The organism is Herminiimonas aquatilis (assembly GCF_042665175.1).
GTDB classification, from domain to species: Bacteria; Pseudomonadota; Gammaproteobacteria; order Burkholderiales; family Burkholderiaceae_D; genus Oxalicibacterium; species Oxalicibacterium aquatilis.
The window spans coordinates 101,582-127,467 of the sequence record NZ_JBHTCC010000004.1 but is presented as its reverse complement, the minus strand read 5'-3'; the positions used below and the strand labels follow the sequence as shown (position 1 = coordinate 127,467).

Annotated in this window: 22 protein-coding genes; 11 read left to right on the top strand and 11 right to left on the bottom strand. The window is 52.5% G+C overall.

The genetic code is table 11. From position 1 onward, the window contains the following. Positions 1 to 146: 146 nt before the first annotated feature. Complete coding sequence (locus tag ACFQO0_RS15235; RefSeq protein ID WP_382236502.1) at positions 147 to 1,136, bottom strand: M48 family metallopeptidase; 990 nt, start codon at positions 1,134 to 1,136, stop codon at positions 147 to 149. Further along, the gene (locus tag ACFQO0_RS15230) at positions 1,136 to 2,224 is read right to left on the bottom strand and encodes a YjgN family protein (RefSeq protein ID WP_382236277.1); all 1,089 of its coding nucleotides are present in this window, start codon (positions 2,222 to 2,224) and stop codon (positions 1,136 to 1,138) included. The genes ACFQO0_RS15235 and ACFQO0_RS15230 overlap by 1 nt, the downstream gene beginning before the upstream one ends. 529 nt (positions 2,225 to 2,753) lie before the next feature. Between ACFQO0_RS15230 and ACFQO0_RS15225 the strand changes: the two genes are divergently transcribed. Together ACFQO0_RS15225 and purU are read left to right on the top strand one after the other, a co-directional pair. Next, positions 2,754 to 3,299 carry a bactofilin family protein gene (locus tag ACFQO0_RS15225; protein ID WP_382236274.1) on the top strand — a complete coding sequence of 182 codons (546 nt, stop codon included), beginning with the start codon at positions 2,754 to 2,756 and terminating at the stop codon, positions 3,297 to 3,299. Between the two features lie 215 nt (positions 3,300 to 3,514). Beyond that, on the top strand, positions 3,515 to 4,384 hold the full coding sequence (gene purU / locus ACFQO0_RS15220; protein WP_382236271.1) for a formyltetrahydrofolate deformylase: 870 nt from the start codon (positions 3,515 to 3,517) through the stop codon (positions 4,382 to 4,384). 238 nt (positions 4,385 to 4,622) lie between these two features. Here purU and ACFQO0_RS15215 read toward each other — a convergent pair whose 3' ends face one another. The 3 genes from ACFQO0_RS15215 to yjgA all read right to left on the bottom strand — a co-directional run bounded on the left by ACFQO0_RS15215 (position 4,623) and on the right by yjgA (position 6,529). After that, the gene (locus tag ACFQO0_RS15215; RefSeq protein WP_382236269.1) at positions 4,623 to 5,285 is read right to left on the bottom strand and encodes an alpha/beta hydrolase; all 663 of its coding nucleotides are present in this window, start codon (positions 5,283 to 5,285) and stop codon (positions 4,623 to 4,625) included. Positions 5,286 to 5,346: 61 nt separating this feature from the next. Beyond that, positions 5,347 to 5,961: a molybdopterin adenylyltransferase gene (gene mog / locus ACFQO0_RS15210; protein ID WP_382236266.1), complete on the bottom strand. Its 615-nt coding sequence runs from the start codon at positions 5,959 to 5,961 to the stop codon at positions 5,347 to 5,349. Further along, positions 5,939 to 6,529 (bottom strand): ribosome biogenesis factor YjgA, encoded by a 591-nt coding sequence (gene yjgA, locus ACFQO0_RS15205; RefSeq protein ID WP_382236263.1) that lies wholly within the window; start codon positions 6,527 to 6,529, stop codon positions 5,939 to 5,941. Before yjgA ends, mog begins: the two co-directional genes overlap by 23 nt. An 84-nt stretch (positions 6,530 to 6,613) precedes the next feature. Here yjgA and pmbA point away from each other — a divergent pair, with 84 nt between their 5' ends. Next, the gene (gene pmbA, locus ACFQO0_RS15200; protein ID WP_382236261.1) at positions 6,614 to 7,978 is read left to right on the top strand and encodes a metalloprotease PmbA; all 1,365 of its coding nucleotides are present in this window, start codon (positions 6,614 to 6,616) and stop codon (positions 7,976 to 7,978) included. A gap of 178 nt (positions 7,979 to 8,156) precedes the next feature. Continuing rightward, positions 8,157 to 9,236: a TRAP transporter substrate-binding protein gene (locus ACFQO0_RS15195; RefSeq protein WP_112991989.1), complete on the top strand. Its 1,080-nt coding sequence runs from the start codon at positions 8,157 to 8,159 to the stop codon at positions 9,234 to 9,236. A gap of 182 nt (positions 9,237 to 9,418) precedes the next feature. On the opposite strand, the gene ACFQO0_RS15190 is transcribed toward ACFQO0_RS15195, so the two are convergent. From ACFQO0_RS15190 to argH, 3 genes are all read right to left on the bottom strand, one after another. Next, complete coding sequence (locus tag ACFQO0_RS15190) at positions 9,419 to 11,116, bottom strand: TRAP transporter large permease (protein ID WP_382236258.1); 1,698 nt, start codon at positions 11,114 to 11,116, stop codon at positions 9,419 to 9,421. A gap of 15 nt (positions 11,117 to 11,131) precedes the next feature. Beyond that, positions 11,132 to 11,716, bottom strand: coding sequence for a TRAP transporter small permease subunit (locus ACFQO0_RS15185; protein WP_382236255.1), 585 nt, complete (start codon positions 11,714 to 11,716; stop codon positions 11,132 to 11,134). 317 nt (positions 11,717 to 12,033) lie between these two features. Next, positions 12,034 to 13,428 (bottom strand): argininosuccinate lyase, encoded by a 1,395-nt coding sequence (gene argH, locus ACFQO0_RS15180; RefSeq protein ID WP_382236252.1) that lies wholly within the window; start codon positions 13,426 to 13,428, stop codon positions 12,034 to 12,036. A 78-nt stretch (positions 13,429 to 13,506) separates the two neighbouring features. Here argH and ACFQO0_RS15175 point away from each other — a divergent pair, with 78 nt between their 5' ends. Both ACFQO0_RS15175 and ACFQO0_RS15170 read left to right on the top strand, forming a co-directional pair. Next, complete coding sequence (locus ACFQO0_RS15175) at positions 13,507 to 14,553, top strand: sensor histidine kinase (RefSeq protein WP_382236249.1); 1,047 nt, start codon at positions 13,507 to 13,509, stop codon at positions 14,551 to 14,553. Further along, positions 14,550 to 15,362 carry a LytR/AlgR family response regulator transcription factor gene (locus ACFQO0_RS15170; RefSeq protein WP_382236246.1) on the top strand — a complete coding sequence of 271 codons (813 nt, stop codon included), beginning with the start codon at positions 14,550 to 14,552 and terminating at the stop codon, positions 15,360 to 15,362. The genes ACFQO0_RS15175 and ACFQO0_RS15170 overlap by 4 nt, the downstream gene beginning before the upstream one ends. Before the next feature lie 103 nt (positions 15,363 to 15,465). Here the strand turns inward: ACFQO0_RS15170 and ppc are convergent, their stop codons facing one another. Then, positions 15,466 to 18,309 carry a phosphoenolpyruvate carboxylase gene (ppc, locus tag ACFQO0_RS15165; protein WP_382236243.1) on the bottom strand — a complete coding sequence of 948 codons (2,844 nt, stop codon included), beginning with the start codon at positions 18,307 to 18,309 and terminating at the stop codon, positions 15,466 to 15,468. Between the two features lie 226 nt (positions 18,310 to 18,535). Here ppc and hemC point away from each other — a divergent pair, with 226 nt between their 5' ends. The 5 genes from hemC (at position 18,536) to ppa (ending at position 23,440) form a co-directional block, all read left to right on the top strand. Continuing rightward, the gene (gene hemC, locus ACFQO0_RS15160) at positions 18,536 to 19,489 is read left to right on the top strand and encodes a hydroxymethylbilane synthase (protein ID WP_382236500.1); all 954 of its coding nucleotides are present in this window, start codon (positions 18,536 to 18,538) and stop codon (positions 19,487 to 19,489) included. After that, on the top strand, positions 19,464 to 20,264 hold the full coding sequence (locus ACFQO0_RS15155) for a uroporphyrinogen-III synthase (protein WP_382236241.1): 801 nt from the start codon (positions 19,464 to 19,466) through the stop codon (positions 20,262 to 20,264). Before hemC ends, ACFQO0_RS15155 begins: the two co-directional genes overlap by 26 nt. Then, positions 20,261 to 21,433, top strand: a complete 1,173-nt coding sequence (locus ACFQO0_RS15150; RefSeq protein ID WP_382236238.1) for a uroporphyrinogen-III C-methyltransferase — start codon at positions 20,261 to 20,263, stop codon at positions 21,431 to 21,433. Before ACFQO0_RS15155 ends, ACFQO0_RS15150 begins: the two co-directional genes overlap by 4 nt. A gap of 78 nt (positions 21,434 to 21,511) precedes the next feature. Then, on the top strand, positions 21,512 to 22,708 hold the full coding sequence (locus tag ACFQO0_RS15145; RefSeq protein WP_382236235.1) for a heme biosynthesis protein HemY: 1,197 nt from the start codon (positions 21,512 to 21,514) through the stop codon (positions 22,706 to 22,708). A 192-nt stretch (positions 22,709 to 22,900) separates the two neighbouring features. Beyond that, positions 22,901 to 23,440 carry an inorganic diphosphatase gene (gene ppa, locus ACFQO0_RS15140; RefSeq protein ID WP_382236232.1) on the top strand — a complete coding sequence of 180 codons (540 nt, stop codon included), beginning with the start codon at positions 22,901 to 22,903 and terminating at the stop codon, positions 23,438 to 23,440. Between the two features lie 101 nt (positions 23,441 to 23,541). Here the strand turns inward: ppa and ACFQO0_RS15135 are convergent, their stop codons facing one another. Next, positions 23,542 to 24,579 (bottom strand): serine/threonine protein kinase, encoded by a 1,038-nt coding sequence (locus tag ACFQO0_RS15135; RefSeq protein WP_382236229.1) that lies wholly within the window; start codon positions 24,577 to 24,579, stop codon positions 23,542 to 23,544. A gap of 86 nt (positions 24,580 to 24,665) precedes the next feature. Beyond that, positions 24,666 to 25,877 carry a GNAT family N-acetyltransferase gene (locus tag ACFQO0_RS15130; protein ID WP_382236497.1) on the bottom strand — a complete coding sequence of 404 codons (1,212 nt, stop codon included), beginning with the start codon at positions 25,875 to 25,877 and terminating at the stop codon, positions 24,666 to 24,668. Between the last annotated feature and the right edge of the window lie 9 nt (positions 25,878 to 25,886).

Below are 25,886 nucleotides of genomic sequence, written 5' to 3'. Positions count from 1 at the left end.
TATTAAAAACGCTGCCTGATACGCAGCGTTTTTTTTCGTCTGCCGCTTTGGCAGGCATGAGGCTGAAGATGGCTCAGCCAATAAAAAGCCTGCAAAAATATTTGCAGGCTTTTTTCTATCTGAGCAGCAATCGGATAAACGCCAACTTAGCGAGCGTTCTGAATATGGGCGATCCGTTCTTCCGTCGATGGATGGCTGGATAAATACGGTGGCGGTGTTGCGCCTTCCTTCGCTTTCATCCGTTCAAAACTCTCTGCCAATTGCGTGAGCGGAATGCCGTTCGCCTTCATCATCGCGATCGCATAATTGTCAGCTTCACGCTCTGCATCGCGCGAATACTTCATGTCCAGCATGACGGTGGGTACTGTTGCAATGATGGATGATACATCGCCGAATATCACTGTAATCACTGCCCCGATCGCCGAGCTTTGCACTATGCGGCGCATCAAATGACGTTCATGTAAATGGCCTAGTTCATGTGCGAGCACGCCTATGACTTGCTCATCATTGCTCATCAGCTTGACCAGCTCATCGGTCATGATGATTTGTCCCGATGGCAGGGCAAAGGCATTCGGCCCTATGTTACTTTGACGGAAAATGATTTCGTACGATGGCACTCCTTCTTTCGGCAGCACCATTCTTTGAAAGTTCTTGATGATTGATTCTTGCCTGGCCGCAGGCAGCTCGCTGGGCGCGAGTATGCGTTTATCCAGGAACTCCAGTGTGCCGGTACTGATAGAGCGTTCCACGCTTGCCGGCAGTGCCTTTGCGACGATGTCTGCCGCGACTGGCAACGCATACAAATAGAGGAGCAGCATAATCGCAATCGTTGCAATCAAGCCTATCAACGCATTGCGCCAGCTTTGCTGCATGCGTACGACAATCGAATCCCGATAGCCGGTTTCGGCCAGCAAAATATCAAACTCGGATGCGTCACTGATTTCAAGATAGGTATCGTCGGGAAACGTCACCTTGCGCCCACCGTTGCGGGTGCGTTCGGATACTCTCAATGCGGTAATCGGCGCCGTACGTTGTGCATCGCCGTCGACAATCGCCATCCCGTCCACCACCGACAACGTCACGTGATGTGCACGTGACGTTTTTCCATCGAAATAGGATGCCGGGACTGGTGTCATCACAGAGACAAGTCAAAATCCAATAGATCGGTCAAACCCTCGCCGGTTGCCCCAGCTTGTGCCTGCGTTGCTGCAACGAAATGATCGAGGCTGCCGGCTGGGTGCAAGGTCATCGCTTCCACCCGATACTTCATATATCGGATTTGAGCGAACGGCAGGTACAGACCGAGCGTGCAGATAATGCCGAGGATATTGGTGATCGCAATAAAGGAAACACGTGACCATTTCATATTGCTTTGAAAGCGATGCTCACCCAGACCTGTATTGTTCCAGATCAGATTCTGGATCAGTGTCGCAAAGATGGGAAAGACCAAAAACATCCACACATACAGGGCGAACACAAAAGCAAAAACAGCGAAGGCGCTGCTGGCATCAGCCGTATCTCCCATGTCACCGCTCGTGATCATGGCATAGATAGTGCCGCCAAATAAAACGCAGATAAGCGTGAAGCCGGCCAGCCAGATTGCAAAAAACATCAAGTAGCATTTATAAAATGCGCCGACTGTGGCATTGAAGGAAAAGTGGGTGCCGCCGAAGCGACTTTCTCGATGCTGAAATCTCTTCAGCCGCTGGTGGGCGAACGGCGCGGCTAAAAAGAAGGTGATAGCCGACAGTAGTGGCCACAGTAGATACACCAGATACGCTTGCTTCAGCGAGCCGCGAAAGCCGAAGCGTATGCCGCGATAGCTGGAGTTATATAGTTTGAATTGCAGACTTTTCCAAATCAGCCAGGGCGCCGAAAACACCACGGCGATGATCATCAACAAGGCAACGATACCTGACGCTTCCAGCGCGAGGTTATACGCAATGATCAAAATAACGGCGACGAATCGGCCTTTAAGAATGGCGACGGGATTGCCGTGGTATTCAAAGCTGGAGCTGGCAACAGTCGTGTTGCCATAGAAATACTTGAGCCGTCTTACCTTGGCCCAGGCGGAGTAAATCCCCAGTGTGATGATCGATAAAAGCAGATTGACTATCCAGATGCGGAAGTATTCGCCACCAGTGCCGTTGAATGAAAATGCTAATGGGCCGGTCTGCTGCAGCTCTTCTTCATTTGTCGGCCGAAAAACGGAAGTATCCGTCATGTGTTCTCCCTGAATGATTTATTTTTATCTGGATGCCTGCAGCATGGTTGCTTGCCGATAATAAATTGTCAAGGATGGAAATATGTGGGGTGCAAAGACACAGGCAATTAGCAAGATGCATTTTGTGCGGGTTTATTGCTCAGGAAAAATACAAATGCTTTATATAAAACGATCAGGCATTTTTTAAAATCGAAGTTGGATCATTTATCCAAGCATGACGAAGGTGAAGTTGTTCGAAAAAGTTTTATTAAAAATGCGCTACGGCAATCTGCTTAAAATTTAAGCACTTCGCTTTTGGTAAATTTTATAAAAGCGCTCGATAAAAAATGTAACAAATACGAACTTTCATAAAAGCGTACGTACCAATTGCAGATGCGGCAGGCACGAGCATTACTCATCTGCAAGCTGCATTTTGGAAATGCATATCAGATAAAGCGGCAACGTCGTTTACGCGCGATGCGCAGCTGAAGCTGTGAGCTTACACATCAACTTTCGCGTCATTGCGACAATTATTCATACAGGAGATTTCATGCTTCGATCTGACACGCTTTTTGGCAAGCGAGAATCCAATACGCCAAATCCTCCATCGAACACAGGCAGTTCCCCTGCGTTGTCAACTACATCGAGTGCCGGTTTTCATGCGAAGCCAGCTCCTTCCACCAGCAGTAATTTCAATAACCCGTCTGCCAGCCAGGCACCTGCGCCTAGTACGAACGAAGTCGGTAGCAAGTTGATCGTCGGCCCCAACATCAAACTCAAGGGCGTGGAAATCACCGATTGCGACACCCTGGTAGTTGAAGGTTTTGTTGAAGCCACGATGGACTCACGTGTGATTCAAATTTCCAAGGATGGATCCTTCAAGGGATCGGCGGGCATCGACATTGCGGAAATTCACGGTACCTTCGATGGTGAATTGACAGTGCGCCAGAAGCTGGTGATTTATGCGTCCGGCAAAGTGTCGGGCAAGATACGCTACGGCAACGTAGTGATAGAAGAGGGCGGTCAGTTGATGGGTGATGTGCAGGTTGGTACTGCTACACCGACCAAGGGATTGTCTGTTGCAAAAAGCATTTGATTCGTTAAACACTTAAAGCCTGTTGTTTCCGATAGTCTGAACCAGTTTTTCTGGTGCAGGCTATCGGCGTTTTCGTTTTAGGATGGTCGCCCTGTATTACGGGCAATGTGGTCTGACCAGCTGACGATAAGCGCATCTTTTGTCTGTGTGCGCTAGCCGTGCGACAATCACTTGGCTCGCTGGAAGTTCAAGCGCTTCTTTTGTGATCAGACTCTATGACGCAACCACAATACATTCTTAATCTGTCGTGTATAGATCAGCGCGGTATCGTGCAACGCGTATCCGGTTTGTTGGCCGATCACGGCTGCAATATCATTGACTCCGCGCAGTTTGGCGATCAACAGTCGAAACTTTTTTTCATGCGTGTGCATTTTGCAGCGGAAGACAATACGCTTACCGAAAAAGTGTTGCGTGTAGCGTTCGGCTTGCTGGCCGATACGATACAAATGAGCTGGCAATTGCACGATGCGCTGAAAAAGCCGCGTGTGTTATTGATGGTTTCCAGAATCGGGCACTGTCTGAACGATTTATTGTTCCGCTACAAGAGTGGTTTGTTGCCGGTAGAGATACCTGCGATCGTATCCAATCATACTGATTTCTATCAGTTGGCTGCGAGTTACAACATTCCATTCCACCATCTGCCGGTAGCGGCGGGGGCATCGGAAGATGGCAAGCGTGCGCAGGAAGAGCGGATTCTGGAAATTGTAAAAGCAGCCGATATCGATCTGGTTGTGTTGGCGCGTTACATGCAAATTTTGTCGCCGACCATGTGTGGCGCACTGGAAGGTCGCGCGATCAATATTCATCATTCCTTCCTGCCTAGTTTCAAAGGTGCCAAGCCGTATTATCAGGCTCATGATCGCGGCGTGAAGCTGATCGGTGCTACCGCGCATTTCGTGACCGGGCATCTGGATGAGGGCCCTATCATCGAGCAGGATGTAGCGCGTGTTGATCATGCGATGGATCCTGCAACCTTGACTGCGATTGGCCGCGATGTGGAGTGTGTGGTGTTAGCGCGGGCGGTGAAGTATTTTGTTGAACATCGCATCTTGTTGAATGGCCACAAGACAGTAGTGTTCAAGTAAGTTTTATTCCCTGATTTTTTTGAAATGCCGCTCGGAGTTTGTTGAGCGGCATTTTTATTTGTTTGTCTTGAGGTTACGGATTTGGTTTTCTCTTCGTGGTGACTTGCCGGGCCGCCCCCCGGTATCTGAGAATCAAGGGAGAAAGAACAGATTCAGAATCGTAGGCAAGACACTAATCTCTTCGGGACGAAAAAAAGACGCGTCAAGCGCGTCTTTCACATCAGCAAAAAGAAAAACCTTACTTCAGCACCTTTTTCAGGAAGTTGCTGATGTCATCTATCTCTTCCATGCACACTGAATGCGGCATGTTGTACTCGTGCCACTCAACGTTGTAGCCGTGCTTCTGTAGCAGTGCCAGCGTTTGCTGCGCACGCGTGATCGGGATCACCTGATCGCCGCGACCATGGCCGTAATAGATAGGAATGTTTTTGTTGGCTTCGCTGCGTTCAGCTTCGAAAGAATCTTCCAGTGTCAGATAGCCGGACAGGCACAGCAGGCCGCCGAGTTTTTCTGGGTAGCGCAAGCCGGTTTGGAAGGTCATCGCGCAACCTTGCGAAAAACCGCCAATGAGAATTTTGTCGGCTGCAATGCCACGCTCTTTTTCGCGTTCGATCAAGGCGCGGATGTCAGCTTCAGAACTACGCACGCTTGCTTCGTCATCGTCCCGGCCAAATTCGCTCGATGAAATATCAAACCATGCCGGCATCATGCGGCCGCCATTGATCGTGACTTCCATCATGGGCGCATGCGGGAAGACGAAGCGGATGGCAGGACAGCCTTCCAGATCGAGTTCCTTGACGATAGGCACGAAGTCATTGCCATCGGCACCGAGGCCATGCATCCAGATGACGGCTACGGTTGGGTTGGGAGCAGTAACAAGTTCGACGGTTTTCAGAGTCATGATTTGATGTGGAATTGCGGAGAAAAATTTACAGAGATTAGTAAGAGTTACTTACTCAGAATTATTTTGCCGGACGGATTGCGTGCTTGGGGCGCCAGGCCTTGCAGATGACTTCGTTGGTCTCGACATAAGGGCCGCCCATCAGGTCTATGCAGTAAGGCACTGCAGCAAAGATGCCGCCGACGAGTTGCTTGCCGTCCGCATCTTTCAAGCCTTCCAGGGTTTCCTTGATGGATTTTGGCTGGCCGGGCAGGTTCATGATCAGGGCCGCATGATCTGAGGTCTCGCGGATGACGCTGACCTGACGCGACAGGATCGCAGTCGGTACGAAGTGCAGGCTGATCTGGCGCATCTGTTCGCCGAAGCCCGGCATCTCTTTGGTGGCGACCGCCAAGGTCGCTTCCGGTGTCACATCGCGACGGGCCGGACCGGTGCCGCCAGTGGTAATGACCAGGTCGCAACGTTCCACATCGACTAGTTCTATCAGGGCTTGTTCAATTGCAGCTTGCTCGTCCGGGATCAGCCTGGTTTCCATTTGCCATGCACTGCTGAGTGCGGCGGTGAACCATGCTTGGAGGGCCGGAATGCCTTGATCTTCATAGACGCCGCTGGAGGCGCGGTCGGAAATCGATACCAGACCGATCTTCAATTCATCAGGATTGGTCTTCATCGACATCGTCTTCGTCATCCGTAGGTTGGGCAGCAGGCGCTTGCAATGATTTTAGAATCTGGAACAGTTCGCGGTAAGCCTTCGGCGGTTTGTTCTCTGCCTGTTCCTTGCGTGCATTGCGGATCAAGGTGCGTAGATGCTGGGCTTCCAGTTGTGGATTTTGTTCCAGCAGAACGGTCAGTGCTTTGTCATCGGCCAGCAGCTTGTCGCGTTTGCGTTCAATCGCATGCAGCGCGGCGGTTTCCGATTTGGATGCGCCTTTCCAGCTGTCGAGCATTTTCTGGATCGCGGCGAGTTCGTGTTCTTCCAGCGAGCGCATTTTCTTGCCCACATATTGCAATTGGCGGCGACGTCCTTCGTGATCCTTGATCAACTGGCATTCAAGGATGGCATCGCGCACGTCTTCCGGCATAGGGACGCGTTTAACGCGGTCGCGCGGCTCGGCAATCAGTTCTGCTCCCAGCTTTTGCAGGGCAGTCATCTGGCGTTTGAGCTCGGATTTGGACGGGCGCTCGTATTCCTGTTCGAATTCTGTCGACTGGAAGCCGCAGGAGCCTCGGTTGGGATTTGGCATGATCTGAGGGTAAGGCGTATAGCCATTCTGTAAACGACTGCTATCATAACTGTTTTATACGCATTCCCGAAGAAAACGACCCCCATGAGCGAATCAGTGTTTATACATAGTCAAGATCAGTTAAAGCAACTTGCGCAGGATGTTTTGCGTTATGCAAAGGAAAAAGGCGCGTCTGGCGCGGCAGTAGAGATCAGCGAAGGCAGCGGTTTGTCGGTTTCGGTGCGCAAGGGCGGCGTCGAAACGATAGAGCAAAACAAAGACAAGGGCATGGGCGTTACGGTGTATCTGGGCGAAGAGCGCCATATCCGTCGCGGCAATGCGAGTACCTCTGATCTTTCGCAAAAAGCGTTGAAAGACACGGTCGAAGCGGCTTATAACATTGCCCGTTTTACGGCAGAAGATGATTGCGCCGGTTTGCCGGATGACGATTTGCTGGAACGCAATCCGCAGGATTTGAAGCTTTGCTATCCGTGGTTGATTTCAACCGAAGAAGCGGTCGAACTGGCCCAGCGCGGCGAGGCCGCTGCCTTTGCCGTCGATAAGCGCATTACCAACAGCGAGGGTGCCAGCGTCTACGCACAGCAATCGCATTTTGTTTCTGCCAATTCGCGCGGTTTCATAGGTGGTTACCCGTATTCACGCCACACGATTTCGGTCGCGCCGATTGCCGGAAAAGGTAGCAATATGCAGCGCGATGACTGGTATACATCGATGCGCGATCCGAAAAAATTGGCAGCACCCGAAGCGGTGGGTTGTTACGCGGCGCAACGTGCATTGGCGCGCTTGAATGCGCGCAAGATCGACACCCGTACATGTCCGGTATTGTTTGAAGCTCCGTTGGCCGCCGGTTTGCTGGGTGCTTTCGTGCAGGCGGTATCCGGCGGTGCACTGTATCGCAAATCGACCTTCCTGCTGGATTCGCTCGGCAAGTCTGCGTTCGCATCACACGTGCAAATTACGGAAGACCCGCACGTGATCGGCGCAGTCGGCTCGTCGCCTTTCGATGAGGAGGGTGTGAAAACCAGCCGTCGCGACGTGGTCAAGGATGGTGTCGTGCAAGGCTACTTCTTGTCTACGTATTCCGCGCGCAAACTCGGCATGCAGACCACGGGCAATGCTGGTGGTTCGCATAATTTGTGCATGACATCTTCATTGACCGTGCCTACCGATAATTTCAAGGCGATGCTGAAGAAGCTCGATACCGGTTTGCTGGTGACCGAGTTGATGGGGCAGGGCGTGAATTATGTGACCGGCGATTATTCGCGTGGCGCTTCAGGCTTCTGGGTCGAGAAGGGCATTATTCAATACCCGGTTGAAGAAATCACGATCGCCGGCAACATGAAAGATATCTTCATGCAGGTGGTCGCAATTGGTGCAGATACGCTCGTGCGCGGAACGAAACAAACCGGTTCTATATTGATTGAAAATATGGTGGTTGCTGGTGGTTAATACGGCGTTTTCGTAGTATGGTTATGCCAGTTGTTTTATAGCGGAAGGCTGTAAATTTTTACTACTTTGCAGGGCTTACGTCACACTTACAACTCGGTTTTTTATTGCGCATATTCGTCAACATTTTTTCGCGAACATGCTTGATAGAAGTCTTGTCCTTAACCAATCTGGAGACAAAATGGAACGTCGTTCATTCCTTAAAAAAGCAGCGGTTGGCGCATCTGCCGGCGCGGTTGCTGTGCCATCTTTTGCGCAAGCCAATCCAACGATTAACTGGCGTTTGGCATCCAGCTTCCCTAAATCGCTAGACACGATTTATGGCGCAGCAGATGTGTTTACCAAACGTGTTACACAACTGACTGACGGCAAGTTCAATATCCGTCCTTTCGCAGGTGGCGAGATTGTTCCGGCATTGCAAGTGATGGATGCTGTGCAAGCCGGTACTGTTGAAATCGGTCACTCTGCTTCTTACTATTACTTCGGTAAAGATCCTACATTCGCATTCGATGCGGTGGTCCCTTTCGGCCTGACTTCGCGTCAGCAAACCGCTTGGTTCGACCAGGGCGGTGGTCGTGAACTGACCCGCGACTTCTTCAAGGATTATGGCATCGTCAACTTCCTGGGCGGTAACACCGGCACCCAGATGGGTGGCTGGTTCCGTAAAGAGATCAAGGAAGTCAAAGATTTGCAAGGCTTGAAAATGCGTATCGGCGGTTTCGCTGGTCGCGTTATGCAACGCCTCGGTCTGGTACCGCAACAGATCGCTGGTGGTGATATCTATCCTGCGCTGGAAAAAGGCACGATCGATGCAGCAGAATGGATCGGACCTTATGACGATGAAAAACTCGGCTTCAACAAGGTTGCGCCTTTCTACTACACACCAGGCTGGTGGGAACCAAGCTTGCAACTGTCGTTCTATATCGGCACCAAGGAATGGGAAAAGCTGCCTAAGCAATATCAGGCTGCGGTAGAAGCCGCTTCCTACGAAGCGCACGTTGTGATGCAAGCGCAATACGATGCACGCAATCCTGCCGCCTTGGCACGTTTGTTGAAAAATGGCGTCAAGCTGCGTCAGTTCTCCAAGCCGATCATGGAAGCCTGCTACAAGGCTGCCGTGGAAACAATGGATGAAGAAGCAGCGAAGAATGCCAAGTTCAAGAAGATCTACGAACCGTGGAAGCGTTTCCGTCAGGATCAGAACCAATGGGCTTCTGTGGCAGAAGCACCGATCCAGAACTTCATGATCGGTCGCAAATAAGCGTTCTGCAATAGTAAACGCAAGCATCCGAAAACCCGTAACGCCTATGCGTTACGGGTTTTTTTACGTCTGATTGGTTTTTATTTGCGACAAGAGAAAATGTGACGTGCAACGGCTAGATGCAGCAAGCAAAAAAAATCCCGCAGAGCGAATCATGCGGGATTGTCAGGAGCAATATTTGCTTACTTCTTGTCTGGTTCCGTCGAGAAGTTCAAGGGCTGAATTTCGTCAGACGTTTCTGCCGGTTGTTCATCCCCACCCGAAAAATTCAATTCCATGCCGCTACGTGCACCATATTCCTGCCCGCCGCCCATATCGATTTCTAATTTTATTTTTTCCTTCATGTCGGTCTTTTTATCCACCGAGATCAGGTTCGGGAAGGCGATGATGAGCGTGACCATAATGACTTGAATCACGACGAAAGGTACTGAGCCCCAGTAAATATCCGACGTCTTTACTTCCTTCGGTGCGACTGATCGTAAATAGAAGAGGGCGAAGCCAAACGGCGGATGCATGAATGAGGTTTGCATGTTGACGCTCAAGAGCACGCCGAACCAGATCAGGTCGATGCCTAATTTTTCAGCGACAGGGCCAACCAGCGGCACCAGAATGAATGCCAATTCAAAGAAGTCGAGGAAGAACGCCAAACCGAAGAAGAGGATGTTGACCACGATCAGGAAGCCTGCGGTACCGCCCGGCAATGACGTCAGCAAGTGCTCTACCCACAGATCGCCATTGACGCCACGGAAGATCAGCCCGAACACGCTGGAGCCGATCAGGATGAACATGACGAAGCAGGACAGGCGGGAAGTTGAATTCATGGCCTGCTTCAACAGGCTCCACGACAGGCGACGATTCATTAATGCCAGCACCAGTGCGCCAAACGCACCCATGCCGCCACCTTCAGTTGGTGTTGCGATACCGACGAAAATTGTACCGAGCACCAGGAAAATCAGCGCAAGTGGCGGAACCAGCACGAACACGACTTGTTCTGCGATTTTCGACAGCATTCCCAGCTTCATTTTGCGATTAACGTAGGCAATCAGAAATGCACCTGCAATACTTAATGTTGCGGCGTAAATAATGCCTTCATCTGCATGCAGCTTAGGATTGCTTGCCAGCAGCAGCTGTTCAATGGCAAAGCAGGCGGCAATAGTGCCAGCAATCAGAATGAAAAGCGAAATGACGCCGCTTGAGCCGTCAGGTTGGCGCAAATTGCGCGCTTCCGGCGGCAATGCTGGCACCCATTTAGGTTTGAATATCGAGACCGCCAATACGTAGCCTGCGTACATTGCAGTCAGCATCAGGCCTGGGAAGAATGCAGCTTGATACATATCGCCAACCGAACGCCCCAATTGGTCGGCCATAACGATCAGCACCAGAGATGGAGGAATGATTTGGGCCAGCGTACCTGATGCTGCAATCACGCCCGTGGCGATCTTTTTATCGTAACCGTAGCGGAGCATGACCGGCAGCGAAATCAAACCCATCGAGATAACCGATGCTGCGACAACACCGGTAGTTGCTGCCAGCAAGGCGCCAACAAAAATAACGGCATAAGCCACGCCGCCACGCAGAGGTCCGAACAATTGACCGATGGTATCGAGCAAATCTTCAGCCATGCCCGAACGTTCCAGAATCAATCCCATGAAAGTAAAGAATGGGATCGCCAGCAGGGTATCGTTGGCCATGATGCCGAAAATACGATTCGGCAAAGCTTGCAGTAATTCAGGCTTCAGCAAGCCAAGTTCGATACCTACCAGGCCAAAGAACAAACCGTTGGCAGCCAGAGAAAACGCAACCGGAAAACCGGATAGTAAAAATACGACGAGCGCGCCGAACATGATCGGCGCCATGTTCGCAATGAGAAATTCTGTCATGAGTGTTCCTGGCGATCAGTTAATTTGATTGGCAGCTTTGATCGCCGCGATTTCATCTTCAGGGGTGGCAGCCTGTTTTTCAAACGCGCTGGCTGGTACTTTTCCTTGCAGAAAACCGATACGTTTGATGATTTCCGAGATACCTTGCAATGCGAGTAATGCAAAACCTACCGGTATCAGCAATTTGGCTGGCCAGACAATCAGGCCACCGGCATTGCTCGAAACTTCCTGGCTTTGAATGGAGGTCCAGGCGAAGGGCGTCGAGTAGTACAGAATCAATAATGTGGCCGGCATCAGGAACAAGATGAATCCAATCAGATCGATCCAGACTTGCGTACGTTTGGAAAAATGCGAAACGATCACGTCAATGCGTACATGCTCATTGCGTCGCAGCGTATAAGAGGTTGCCAGCAGAAAAATTGCGCCAAACAAATACCATTGAATTTCGAGCCAACCATTGGAGCTGATGTTGAACAGGTAACGTATTGCTGCATTACCGGTACAGATAAGAACAGCAATGAGTAAAGCCCAGCTAATACCATGGCCTATTTTTTCATTGAGATTGTCAATGAATCGCGAAAGCGATAGCAAAAAAGACATTGTTTTTTGGTCTCCAGATTGGATTTGAACAAGACACCAGCATGGCAATCAGATGATAGATGCCCATGCAAATGCTTTTAATTTATATGAGTATAAAGAAGATAAAGCGACTGCACTTTTGATACCACATTTTAGACGCGTACAGGCTTATCCCATTTTCACAGAGCATGACCATACAGAGTCTAGCTGACACCAACATTACGGAATATGTGAGAAGTCGAAATTAACGAAAAAATTTCGATTTTTGTAGAAGAATATTTGTGTGAATGTTGATCAGATGGCATGTGTTGGACACAGCGATCTGATCACATTGCTCATCAGGCAAGTTGGGCGCGATTTCTGGCGATGGCCGCGCGGACCTGATTAGGAGCAGTGCCGCCAACATGATCGCGTGCTGCCACTGAGCCTTCAAGGGTAAGCACTTCAAAGATATCGGCTTCTATCAGCTTCGAAAAGACGTGCAGTTCTTCGAGGGATAAATCACTCAAGTCGCAACCACGATCGACGCAGGCACGGACTGCATGCGCAACAGCTTCATGCGCGTCGCGGAAGGGTAGGCCCTTCTTCACGAGGTAGTCGGCCAGATCGGTTGCGGTGGCGTAACCTTGCAGCGCTGCGGCACGCATGGCTTCCGGCTTAACGGTAATGCCGCTCGCCATGTCGGCAAAGATGCGCAGCGTATCGATGACCGTGTCGACGGTATCGAACAAGGGTTCCTTGTCTTCCTGGTTGTCCTTGTTGTAGGCCAGCGGCTGGCCTTTCATCAGGGTCAGCAATGCGATCAGGTGACCATTCACGCGCCCGGTTTTACCGCGTGCCAGTTCCGGTACGTCCGGATTTTTCTTTTGCGGCATGATGGACGAGCCAGTGCAGAAACGATCGGCGATATCGATGAAGCCGACGCGCGGACTCATCCAGATCACCAGTTCTTCTGACATGCGCGATACATGCGTCATGATCAGTGCAGCGGCGGCACAAAACTCAATCGCGAAGTCGCGATCCGAGACCGCATCCAGCGAGTTGTGACAGACGTCGTCAAAACCCAATGTCTTTGCCACGCGTTCGCGATCGATAGGGAAGGTAGTGCCGGCCAGCGCAGCAGCACCCAGCGGCAGGCGGTTAACGCGCTTGCGGCAATCCAGCATGCGCTCTGCATCGCGGCCAAACATTTCAACATAGGCCAGCACGTGATGACCGAAAGTAATCGGCTGTGCCACTTGCATATGTGTAAAGCCCGGCAGGATGGTGTCGGCGTGTTGTTCAGCTAAATCCAGCAATGCCAGACGCAAGTCACGCAACAGGCCGACGATATTGTCAATCTCGCTACGCACATAAAGGCGGATATCGGTTGCCACCTGATCGTTGCGCGAGCGGCCAGTGTGCAGGCGCTTGCCCGCGTCGCCGACCAGTTCGGTCAGGCGTTTTTCAATATTCAGATGCACATCTTCCAGATCCAGCAGCCATTCGAACTTGCCGGCGTTGATTTCTTCCAGAATCTGCGTCATGCCGCGTTTGATTTCGGCGTGGTCCTGCTGACTGATGATATTCTGATACGCAAGCATCTCCGCATGTGCGAGCGAGCCCTGAATATCGACCTGTGCCAGACGCTTGTCGAAAAATACCGACGCGGTGTAACGTTTGACCAGATCGGAGACGGGTTCGTTGAAGCGTGCCGACCATGCTTCGCTTTTTTTGGAGAGTTGTGCTGTCATAATTGTTTCCTGATGAATACGCGATTATAGAACAAGCGAACCTTCATTCCCATTCCAGCCGTGATTAATCCTTAAACCATGCCGTCATCGTCAGAGTCAACGCCCATCAAGCCGCTGGAAATCGTGATCCCCGACTGTTGCAACATCGGCATCATGGTTAAATCGCTGCTCTTCGTCAACGGCGTGTCACTGATGGTGATCTTGATACAGGCCAGCACTGTATACAACGGCTTGTTGGCTTTTATCGAAGCGTCAATGCTGATTGAGTTGGCCAGCCTGACATCCTTGTTTGCCTTGTGTGGCTTGCGTCGATTGATCAAAACCACACCACCTTGGGGACAGCGCATTGCTTGCGCTGTTGTGCCGGCTGCCATCACCGGCCTGATTATTCACTATCTGCTGAACGATCCTCTAACCTTGATCAGTCTGAGCCGCTTGTCGGTGTCCGAGGGCATGGTGTGCGCAGCGCTATTCGGTATCGGTTTGCAGCATTATTTCGAATTGCGCACGCGTGCGTTTTCGCCCGCCCTGGCTGAAGCCCGATTGCAGGCACTGCAGGCGCGCATACGCCCGCATTTCCTGTTCAATAGTTTAAACGCCGTGTTGTCCCTGATACGCACTGAGCCGCGTCGCGCAGAAACCACGCTGGAAGACATGGCCGATCTATTCCGTATCCTGATGCGCGATACGCGCGAGATCACGACGCTAGGCAATGAAGTCAGGATAGGCATGCAATACCTGTCGATTGAAAAGATTCGTCTGGGCGAGCGGCTGCAGGTTAAATGGAACATGGACAATATCGCCGGCGATGTGTTGCAGCGCGCAACAACGCCAGCCTTGCTGTTGCAACCCTTGCTGGAAAACGCCGTGCACTATGGTGTAGAGCCATCACAGGAAAATGCCACCATCCAGGTCGCCATCAGTCGCATACGCGATCGTATTGAGATTGTGATGACCAATCCTTATCATGCTGATGTAGTGTCTACCGGCAATCACATGGCCCTGGATAATATCCGTGAACGACTTGCTCTTTTATACGATATGGAGGCGCAATTGGCGACAAATGTAGTGGATGGACAATTCGAGGTCCGCGTCTATTTGCCGTATCAGAAGGTTGCTGCATGAGCTTGCTTAACATGCCGCGAATTTTGATTGTCGATGACGAAGCGCCGGCACGTGCGCGTTTGACGACCTTGTTGTCGGATATTGCTGCGGAATGTCCGCATGAGTTGATTGGAGAAGCGTCGCAGGCGCAACAGGCGCTGGATAAAATTGCTGAACTTACCCCTGACATTGTTTTGCTGGATGTGCAAATGCCGGGCATGACGGGCCTCGAGATGGCCGCGCATCTTGCGCAGAATGATGCGCCGGCGCCGGCGATCATTTTTGTCACCGCATATGATGAATATGCGGTGAAAGCGTTTGAAGTACGCGCACTGGATTATCTTTTGAAGCCTGTAAGGGCGACACGCCTGTCTGACGCGATTCTTCGCGTCAAGGCATTGAAGCAAAGTACGGGTTCGCAAGCGAAATTGATTGCAGAAGTTGCAACCACGCTGCAGGCGACTCGCAAGAATTTTTCAGTGCAGGAGCGCGGACGTTTGTTATTGGTGCCGGTAGCCGAAGTGCTGTATTTGAAGGCGGAGGCGAAGTATGTGACCTTGCGCACACGCGAGCGCGAGTATCTGCTGGAAGGTACATTGTCCTCTTTGGAGCTGGAGTTTGCCGCGCAATTCATACGCGTCCATCGCAATGCACTGGTCGCGCGCGATGCGATCACCGGCGTTGAGCGTGGACAATTAACGGTGGATGCGGACAGCGATGGTGAAAGCGACAAGACGCAGGATGCATGGCAAGTGATATTGCGTGGCATAGACGATCGCTTGCCGATTTCCCGACGTCAATGGTCGGCGGTGAAGGCATTGGTGCGCTAGCAATGCGTATCTGTTCAAGAAATAAAAAAGGAAGCGCATGCGCTTCCTTTTTTATTGTCCAGGCTAATTGAATCACCGGTACGGTGATTCAAGGGAAACAAATTTAGCCCGTGTTACGCAAACCGGCCGCAATCCCATTGATAGACAAATGGATCCCGCGGCGCACGCGCTCATCGACTTTGCCATCGCGCATTTCAGTCCGATGACGTTTGATCAATTCAACCTGCAAGTGATTCAGCGGATCGAGATAGGCGAAACGGTTTTTGATCGAACGCGCCAGCAATGGATTATTGGCCAGTCGTTCTTTCTTGCCGTTGATGAGCGTCAGGCATGTTGATGTGCGTTCGTGCTCGCCGACGATGCGTTTGAAGATACTGTTGCGCAGCTTCTTGTCGACGACCATTTCCGAATAGCGCGAGGCCACAGCCAGATCGGTTTTCGATAAAACCATATCCATGTTCGACAACAAGGTGGCAAAGAATGGCCATTCCGCGAACATTGCGCGCAGGGTTGCCACGCGCTTGGCCTTGTTTTCACCTTGTGCCAGCCATTGTTCGATGGCGCTGCCGAAACCGTACCAGCCCGGCAGCAGCAAACGGCATTGGCCCCATGAGAAGCCCCATGGAATCGCACGCAAATCTTCAATGCGACGCGTGGCCTTGCGCGATGCAGGGCGTGAGCCGATATTCAGTTCGGAAATTTCTGCAATCGGCGTGGCCGAGAAAAAGTAATCGGTGAAGCCCGGCGTTTCATAGACCAGATCGCGATAAGCCTGATAGGCCAGCTCAGACAGTTCATCCATCACGTTTTCAAACTCAGCCAGCTTTTTCATATGCTTGCTGTCCGATGGATGCGGCATCAGGCTGGCTTCCAGTGTGGCGGCAACCAGCAAGGCCAGATTGCGACGGCCAATTTCCGGATTGGAAAATTTCGACGCAATGATTTCGCCTTGCTCAGTCAAGCGTATCTGACCATTCACGGTGCCTGCCGGTTGTGCCAGGATCGCTTCATAGCTTGGACCGCCGCCGCGACCGACGGTGCCGCCGCGACCATGGAACAGGCGCAGCTTGACGCCAGCATGATTGAAGACGTCAACCAGTTGGGTCTCAGCCTTGTAGAGTTCCCAGTTCGACGTCAGGAAGCCGCCGTCCTTGTTGGAATCCGAATAGCCGAGCATGACTTCCTGCAAGTCGCCTTGTTTCGCGATCAGTTTTCTGACCAGCGGAATCGCCATCACCTGTTCCATGATGGTTGCTGCCAGGCGCAGGTCGGGAATGGTTTCAAATAATGGAATGACCATCAACTCGCCGGCACCCGCAGAACCATGATTCGCTTCGGTACGCAGCAGGCCGGTTTCGCGTTGCAGCAGCAATACTTCCAGCAGATCGGATACGGTCTCAGTATGCGAGATGATGTAGTTGCGGATTGCACGCGAGCCGTAACGCTGGCGAATGTCGTGCGCAGTGCGCAAGATCGTCAGCTCGGAATTGGTTTCGTCGGAATAGTCGATGTAGGGCGAATACAGCAGGCGCGGTTCGTTGAGTTCTGCCAGCAGTAATTCGATTTTCTTGTCTTCCGGCAGCGAAGCGTAAGCGGATTCGACTTGCGCGCGATTAAACAATTCGCTCAATACACGTTCATGTACGTCCGAGCTCTGACGCATGTCCAGCGTGGCCAGATGGAAGCCGAAAATTTCCGACGCGCGCAGTAGATTCGCCAGGCGCGGTTTGATCAAGGCGTCGCCGTGACGCGCTTTCAGCGAATCGACCAGAATCAGCAGGTCGGCCGAGAACTCGGTGGCCGCTTGATATGGTTTTCCCGGGCCCACTTCCTGACGCAAAATATTGATTGCGCCAAAGGCGCGCGCAGTTGCGGCCAGTCGTGCATAGATACCGATCAGGGCGCGACGATATTGTTCGTCGGCGCGATGCGGCGAGGTGTCGGGCGACAATTCCGCCAGTGCATTGACTTCCGGACTGACGCCGGCAAGGAAGGTCGATACAGATAATTCCGCACCCAGTGCATGCACTTCTTCCAGGTAGAAATCAAGGATGGTCGTCGATTGACGTGCCAGCGCAAGTTGCATCGTGCCGGCATTGACGTTGGGATTGCCATCTCGATCGCCACCTATCCAGCTGCCCATTTGCACATAGGAAGGCAGATCACGGTAAGTATTGCTGCCACTACTACGTTGCGGATATTGTTCTGCGATTTCGCCTTCGATATCTTCATAGAGCGCTGGCAGTTCGCGCAGGAAGGTCATGCGGTAGTACGACAGCGCATTATTGATTTCGTCTTCAACGGTCAGCTTGGTATAACGCAGCAAACGGGTTTGCCACAAGGTCGTGACGCGTGCATGAATACGTTCGGTATTTTCGGCGCGCTCCTTGGCCGTCATCGGCAGATCGCGCTGTGCCAGCAGGCGGGCAATTTCGTGCTCTGCATCCAGAATACTTTTGCGTTGTACTTCCGTCGGATGTGCAGTCAGAACAGGAGCGATCAATGCATCCTTGAAGAACTTGCGTACAGCCGCGCCCGTTACGCCGGCCCCGTGCAGTTTCTCCAGTGCATAGGCAATACTGCCTTGCTGCGCTTCCGAACCGGCCAGCAAATGCGCGCGGCGGCGACGGTTGTGGTGCTGATCTTCCGCGATATTCGCCAGATGGGAAAAATAGGAGAATGCACGCACCACCGAGATGGTTTGTTCCTTGGTCAGCTTCTTCAATAGCTTGTTCAGTTCCGCGCCGGCCTGCGCATCGGCCTCACGGCGAAAGCGTACTGCGGTCTGGCGTATGGTTTCCACTATCTGGAATACAGCATCGCCTTGCTGATCGCGTAATACGTCGCCCAGCAGGCGTCCCAGCAAGCGAATGTCTTCCTTCAGTGGGGCATCTTTGTTGGTTGATGGAGTCGTCGCGCGCGCAGGAGTTTTCAGTTGTTTTGCCATAGTCAAATAATGCAATCAGCTTGTGGATGGTGATAAGAATGGAGTGTCAAGTCTGCCGTGGGGAGGTGCATGCTAAAATTTCAAGAATGTTTTAATCCAAAAATCTGGAATGACACCGCGATGGCAGAGTCATCGAAACCGGCTAATGTGCAATGATTTTGCCTGAAGCGCCTCTGCGTTTGAGCAGGTTTGCATGTAGCCAGATAGAAAATTGAAAGAAGCCGTGCTGAAATTTCCACCTCCAAAAAAACTAGTAATCGCCTCGCGCGAAAGTCGTCTGGCCATGTGGCAAGCCGAGCATGTGCGCGAAAAACTGGCCTTATTATATCCGCAGTGTTCGATAGAGATTCTTGGAATGACAACCCGTGGTGATCAAATTCTTGATCGGGCCCTGTCAAAAGTCGGCGGCAAAGGCTTGTTCGTCAAGGAACTGGAAGTGGCAATCGCCGAACGCCGTGCCGATCTGGCCGTTCATTCTCTCAAGGATGTGCCGATGACCTTGCCGGACGGTTTTAAACTGGCCGCAGTGCTCGAGCGTGAAGATCCGCGCGATGCATTTGTCTCCAACGAATATGCATCGCTGGATGATTTGCCGGATGGGGCGGTGGTTGGTACCAGCAGTTTGCGGCGTCAGGCGCAAATCGCCGTGCGTCATCCGAAACTGGTGATTCGCCCCTTGCGCGGCAATCTGGATACGCGGCTGGGCAAACTGGACAAGGGCGAGTATGCGGCGATTATCCTGGCCGCAGCCGGCCTGAAGCGCCTGGGTTTGCCGCAACGCATACGCGCTTTCCTCGAGCCGGAACAAAGCCTGCCGGCACCAGGGCAGGGTGCCATGGGGATAGAGATTCATTCTGATCGTGCTGATTTGCAGGAATGGCTGGCACCCCTCAATCATCTGCCGACGGCGCAAGCGGTGACAGCCGAACGCACTGTTTCCAGGAATTTCGGTGGTAGTTGCCAAATACCGTTAGCCGCATTTGCGACGATAGATGGTGACACGATGCGCATGCGCGCGATGATTGCGACGCCGGACGGTACGCGCGTAGCGCGCGCCGATCTGGCCGGGTCTGCCGATGCACCGGAAATGCTGGGCGGGCTGATCGCCGAAGCATTGCAGCAGCAGCAAGCCACCGCCATCCTGGCATCCTGTCATGTCGGTGTTGACGGGGATGCCTGACGCTGGCCTGGGCGACGTCATCATCACGCGGCCGCTGGCGCAAGCCGGTGTGCTGGCGCAGCGCGTCACCGCGCTCGGCCGTCACGCCATCGTTTTTCCACTACTGGATATTCTCCCTTTGGCGGATCAGGTTCCGTTGCAGCGAGCATTAAGTGATTTGAGCGGCTATGCACTGATTGCTTTTGTCAGCCCGAACGCGATTGATGCGGCGTTTGCTGCACGTACGGATTGGCCTGTCGAGATACCGATTGCGGTCGTGGGTGAAGGTAGTCGTCAGGCATTGGCCAGACATGGCGTGACTGGCGAGCACTACACCATCATCAGTCCGACCGATGCTGATCGTACTGATTCCGATACTCTGTTGCTTGAGCTGGATCTGGAAGCCTTGCGCGGCAAGCACGTCTTGATCGTGCGCGGTGAAACGGGCAGGCCATTGTTGAGTGACGCATTGCGAGCAGTCGGTGTGCAGGTAACGATGCTGGCTGCGTATCGCCGTGCCGCGCCGAAATTTGACGATGTGCGCCGCAGCGAACTGAAACGCTTATTGTGTTGTCAGAATGACTGGATCGTGACCAGTTCGGAAGCTTTGCGTTTTTTTACTCAGATGGTTGCACAACTTGATATAACGGATGGCGTCGCAAAAATGCAACAACAAAGAATAATCGTATCGCATATTCGTATCGCTGAAACCGCGCGGGCGCTGGGTTTCAGCAATATCACCCTTACCAGATCAGGCGACGACGGACTGTTAGCCGCGTTACAATCTCGCTCATGAACGATATGCCGACAACTCCAGAATCCACCCCGCAACCGAATTCGGCTGCGGCCCCCACCTCTACTGTCGTATTGGACGCCGAGCCCTTGCGCAAGGAAAATGCAGGCAGGGGCAAGCGCCAGGGATTGATTTATGCGGGCCTCATCGTGCTGGCCTTGCTGGTGGCAGCGCAGTGGTGGGTATCACGCCAACAGCTTTCCGCCGTGCGTACCGAAGTCGCAAAGCGCATGCAAAGCGGCGATGCCATCAATACCGAGACCAAGGTCATCGTAAAATCGGCGCAGGAAACCATCACTGAACTGCAAGCCAAGGTGAATGTGCTCGAGGGCAAACAGATTGAGGCGCAAAGTCAGCAACTCGCGCTGGAACAGCTGTATCAGGACTTGTTCAAAAAGCGTGAAGACTGGGCTTTGGCCGAGATTGAACAAGTGCTATCTACTGCCAGCCAGCAATTGCAATTGGCCGGCAATGTGCAAGGTGCATTGATCGCTCTGCAAAACGCCGATGCCCGTTTGGCGCGTTCGGACACCCCCCAATTTGTCGCAGTACGCCGTGCCATCGGTCACGATATACAACGTTTGAAAGCGCTGCCCAGCCTTGATTTGACCGGTATTGCATTGCGTCTGGATAGCGTCATCAGTCAGATCGATACGATGCCGCTGCTGGCGGATGAAAAGCCTGCGATTCCTGTGAGCGAACCAAAGAATCGTCCATTGCCGGCAACTGGCAAGACTAAAAATGCGAAAGCACCGGCGTCTGAACAAACTGCCCAGGCGGCTCCCAATGAATGGTGGCCGGTCGCCAAAGCTAGATGGGAAAGCTTGACCAGCGAGATGTGGTCCGAGATCCAGCAGCTGATACGCGTGCGCAGTGTGGAAAGCTCCGATGCCTTGTTGCTGTCGCCCACGCAGGAATATTATGCGCGCGAGAATCTTAAATTACGTTTGCTGAATGCACGCATGGCTTTATTGTCGCGTAATGAATCTGCATTCCGCAGCGACATGATTGCGTCTCAAGACAGCATTGCCAAATACTTCGACACGCGTGCCAAGCAGACGCAAACTGCGCAAGCGATGTTGAAGCAGGTTCAGTCCAGTAATCTGGCGATCGAAATGCCGACGCTGTCCGAGAGTTTGAACGCAGTGCGTAATTACAAGGCAAAACCTTGATGCAGACATCTCGCGAGCAATTCCAGCATGCGCCTCAGCGTCGCTGTTCAATAACCCTGATTGCCACCTGTCTTTAATATGCGCATATTTCTCTGGCTAATCGCTTTGTTTGCCACCGCCATCGGCCTGGCAGTCGTGGCGCGTTTCAATCCCGGCAATGTCGTGTTTTTCTATCCGCCATACCGGATAGATCTGTCGCTCAATTTTTTCCTGCTGCTTGCCGGCCTGCTGTTTTTCCTGATCTATGTAGTGTTGAAAACGCTGCGTATTGCGCAAAGAATGCCGGGCAAAGTCGCTGCCTATCGCCGCGACAAGCAAGCGCGTAACGGCAACCAGGCTTTGCGCGAAGCATTGAAGGCTTATTTCGAAGGCCGCTTCGGCCACGCTGAAAAAGCCGCGATGCGCGCAACCGAATCGCCGGCTAACGCAGGTTTGGCCGCATTGATCGCCGCGCGTGCGGCACACCGCATGCAACAAACCGAGCGTCGTGACACCTGGCTGGCGACAGTAGAAGAAGATCAAACGCTGAAAACTGCACGCTTGATGACCGCCATCGAGCTGCTGGTTGACGAACGTCAGCCTGAATTGGCATTGGACGTGGTCAAGGAATTGAACGCCAGCGGCACGCGTCACATCCATGCTTTGCGTATGGCGTTGAAAGCGAATCAGCGCGCCAAAAACTGGCCGGAAGTCTTGCGCTTGGTACGCACGCTGGATAAAAACAATGCGCTGCATCCTGCCTTGTCTACACGTTTGCGCGAACTGGCCTACGAAGACTTGCTGAAGGATTCGGCCAACGATGCCGAGTCGATACGCAATGTCTGGTGGAATATCCCGGCAGAAGATCGCGTCAAGGCATACATCGCTGCGCATGCGGCACAGGCATTTACCAAGCGCGGTTTGCAGGATGAAGCGCGCGCAATTGTTGAAAAAGCGCTCGCCGTTGAATGGGATGACAGATTGTTGCGTGCGTATCGCGCGGCGGCGGCGGCTGAGGGTTCGCCGGCATTGCTGGCGCAAATCGAGCGCTGTGAAGAGTGGAGCAAGAAGCATCCTAACGATGCAGAGCTCGCCTTGACGCTGGGTACCTTGTGCCTGCGCCAGAATCTGTGGGGGAAGGCGCAACGTCAGCTGGAGCAGGCTTTATCCGACGCAAGCGGCGCGCGCATGCTGCAGGAAGTCCATTTGAAGCTGGCGCAATTGCATGAGGCACTGAATCACACCGAAGAAGCGGCATCACATTATCGCCAGTGCGCATTTGCGACGACCTTGTAGCAGGTTGGGTCGCCGCAATGTGAAGCGAGTGGCCACACGTTTTTTTGTTTTCAATGGCATGTCGACGTAACGCGCGAGTCGGTAGTCTTGCCGATTGCCACCTTGTTTTGTCAGCCGAGCTGCGCAATGAAAGCCGCTATAGCCGCTATAATTCAGGGTTTGCACCATTCATCTTACTTTTGAGAAAACAATATGAGTCTGAATCAAGTCCCAGCCGGTAATGATTTGCCGAACGATTTCAACGTCATTATCGAAATCCCTATGAATGCCGATCCGGTCAAGTATGAAGTTGACAAGGCATCCGGCGCAATGTTTGTCGACCGTTTCATGAGTACGGCCATGCATTACCCATGTAATTACGGTTATGTGCCGCAAACGCTGTCGGACGATGGCGACCCGGTTGACGTACTGGTGATTACTCCTTTCCCTTTGTATCCTGGCGTTGTCGTACGCTGCCGCGCGATCGGCATGTTGAAAATGACGGATGAAGCGGGTGGCGATGCAAAATTGCTGGCGGTTCCTATTGACAAGATTTTGCCTATTTACAGCCACTGGCAAAAACCTGAAGACATCAATGATTTGCGCTTGCAACAAATCCAGCATTTCTTTGAACACTACAAGGATCTGGAAAAAGGCAAATGGGTCAAGATTGAAGGCTGGGTCGGCCCGGATGAAGCCAAGGCAGAAATCATGTCAGGTGTCGAAGCGTTTAAGAAAAGCGCAGACAAGTAAAAGACAGATGCTCGTGGTTTATGAAATAAAAAAGCGCACTTTGGTGCGCTTTTTTATTGTTGGACAATGTTTGTATCCGTGTCAGGCGGTGCGCCTACAGGCTAGCGAAACCATAAAGTATAAGCAGAGACCAAGCCCGCGATAATGACGCCGCATACCGGCCAGAACAGACGCGACGGATGAAAATCTGGCGCGTTGGCTGGTTGTGCGATCTCACCGACGGCCTTGATCGTGCGTTCATTTTCACGACGGCTGCGCGTCAGGTAACGCTTGATGTCGAGCGCCATTTCTTCTGCATTCTGATAGCGCTTGTCGGCCTTTTTATGCATCGCCTTGACGACAATTTTTGATAGAGCCAATGGCACGCTGCTTTCAACCATGTGCGGTTCCGGGGCAGCTTTGAACGCAATGTTATGCAGGAGTTTGTGTGTATCGTCGTTTTGGAATGGCTTGCGGAAGGTCAGCATTTCATACATCACCGCGCCCAGCGAGTAGATGTCGGTGCGCGCATCTGCACTCAGACCGAGCGCCTGCTCAGGCGACATGTAATTAGGCGTGCCGATAATATTGTCCTGAAACAGCGTGTGCGGCTCGTCCTGCTTTTGCGGCAGGTCCGAAATCCTGTTTGGCGTGCGGGCGATGCCGAAGTCGACGATCTTCGGCTGGTGATCCGCGACCAGGAAAATATTGGCAGGCTTGATGTCTCTGTGCACCACGCCATGGGTGTGCGCGTGATCCAGCGCATCGGCGATCTTCCAGCTAATCGATGCGACGTCATCCGGCGTAAAGCGATGACCGGCATCGAGCAGTTTGCTTAATTCACGACCTTGCAGATACTCCATCGCGATATAGGTGGAATCCCCTTCGCTGGATGCTTCGTAGATCGTGACGATATTCGAATGCGCCAAGCGCCCCGCGGCACGGGCTTCGTTGATGAATTGCTGTTCGTGCTGCTTTCTCTCTACCGGCGACAAGCGGCTACGAAGAGTTTTGATCGCAATTGCTCTATCGATGATTGGATCGTGACCTAGATAAACCACGCCGATGGATCCTCGACCGAGCTCATGTTTGACCACAAAGCGTCCGATACGAAGCAACTTGGCGGGTGCGGCTGGGGGAAGGGTAGCTGTAAATGTCATCGTGCCAGTAGCATGCCCTGAGCTTGGAAATATGACAAGCCTTTGACAGCGGATTTCTTGCGCCTTAGCATGATTTGCAACTGGTTTTATAGCTTGAATGGATTGCGTTCATTCAACTCGTCCATATACGATTCGATGCCGCCACTTTCGCGTTTCAGAAATTCTTCTATGGCATCGGAAAACGCAGCATGTGCCAGCCAATGCGCGGACCAGGTTTTTTGCGGCAGGAAGCCGCGCGCCATTTTGTGTTCGCCCTGCGCACCGCCTTCGAAGCAGGCTATCTGGTTGGCGATGCAGAACTCCAGTGGCTGGTAATAGGCCGTCTCGAAATGCAGGCAATCGAGTTGCTTGAGCGCCCCCCAATACCGGCCATACACGGTTTGCTCGTCATGAATCAACAAGGATGAAGCGATGGCCTGCCCATTTTGTTCTGCCATGATCAGCAGGATGTTTTGCGGCATGGTTGCGCCGATACGTTGGAAAAAATCCAGATTCAGATACGGTGTGGAATGGTGGGCTGTGTAAGTGTGGTCATAGCAGCGCTTGAAAAAAATCCAATCTTCGTCGCTGGCTTCATGGCCGCGTATGTGGCGGAAGGTCACCCCCGCATCGTGTACTTTGCGCCGCTCAGCGCGTATGTTCTTGCGCTTTTTGCGTTCCAGCGTATCCAGAAATTCGTCAAAATTTCGATAACCCGCATTGATCCAGTGAAACTGCACACCCGTACGCAGCATGAAGCCGGCCTCGCGCAATATGTCTGCTTGTGCCTGCGGCGGATACAGGATGTGCGTAGACGAAAATGAATTGCTCTCCTGTACCGTGCCGAGCGCTGCGATTAACGCGGTCATGGCTTCTGCATCGCTTGCCAGCAGGCGGCCGCCGGTAACCGGTGTAAATGGAATCGCCGATAGCAGCTTGGGGTAATACTGAAGGCCGTTGCGTTCATAAGCATCGGCCCATGCCCAATCGAATACATATTCGCCATAGGAGTGGCTCTTGACATATAGCGGCAGCGCGGCGACCAGCTCTTCTGTATCGGTGTCACCCCTCGTTCGCCATATGGTCAGGAATTGCGGCTGCCAGCCTGATTTTGCCGAGGCACAACCGCTTTCATGCAAGGCATTCAGGAAGGCGTAGGACAAAAATGGATTTGCATCCGCTTGTGCCTGCACCAGCGCATTCCATTTTTCTGGTCCGATTTCGGACAAAACGGAAACGATGCGCGTGCGATAATTGGCAAATGCGTAGGCAGATACCTTGGACGAGCCGTGGTTTGCTTCCTCTGGTATTTCGTTCATCTGTGGTTT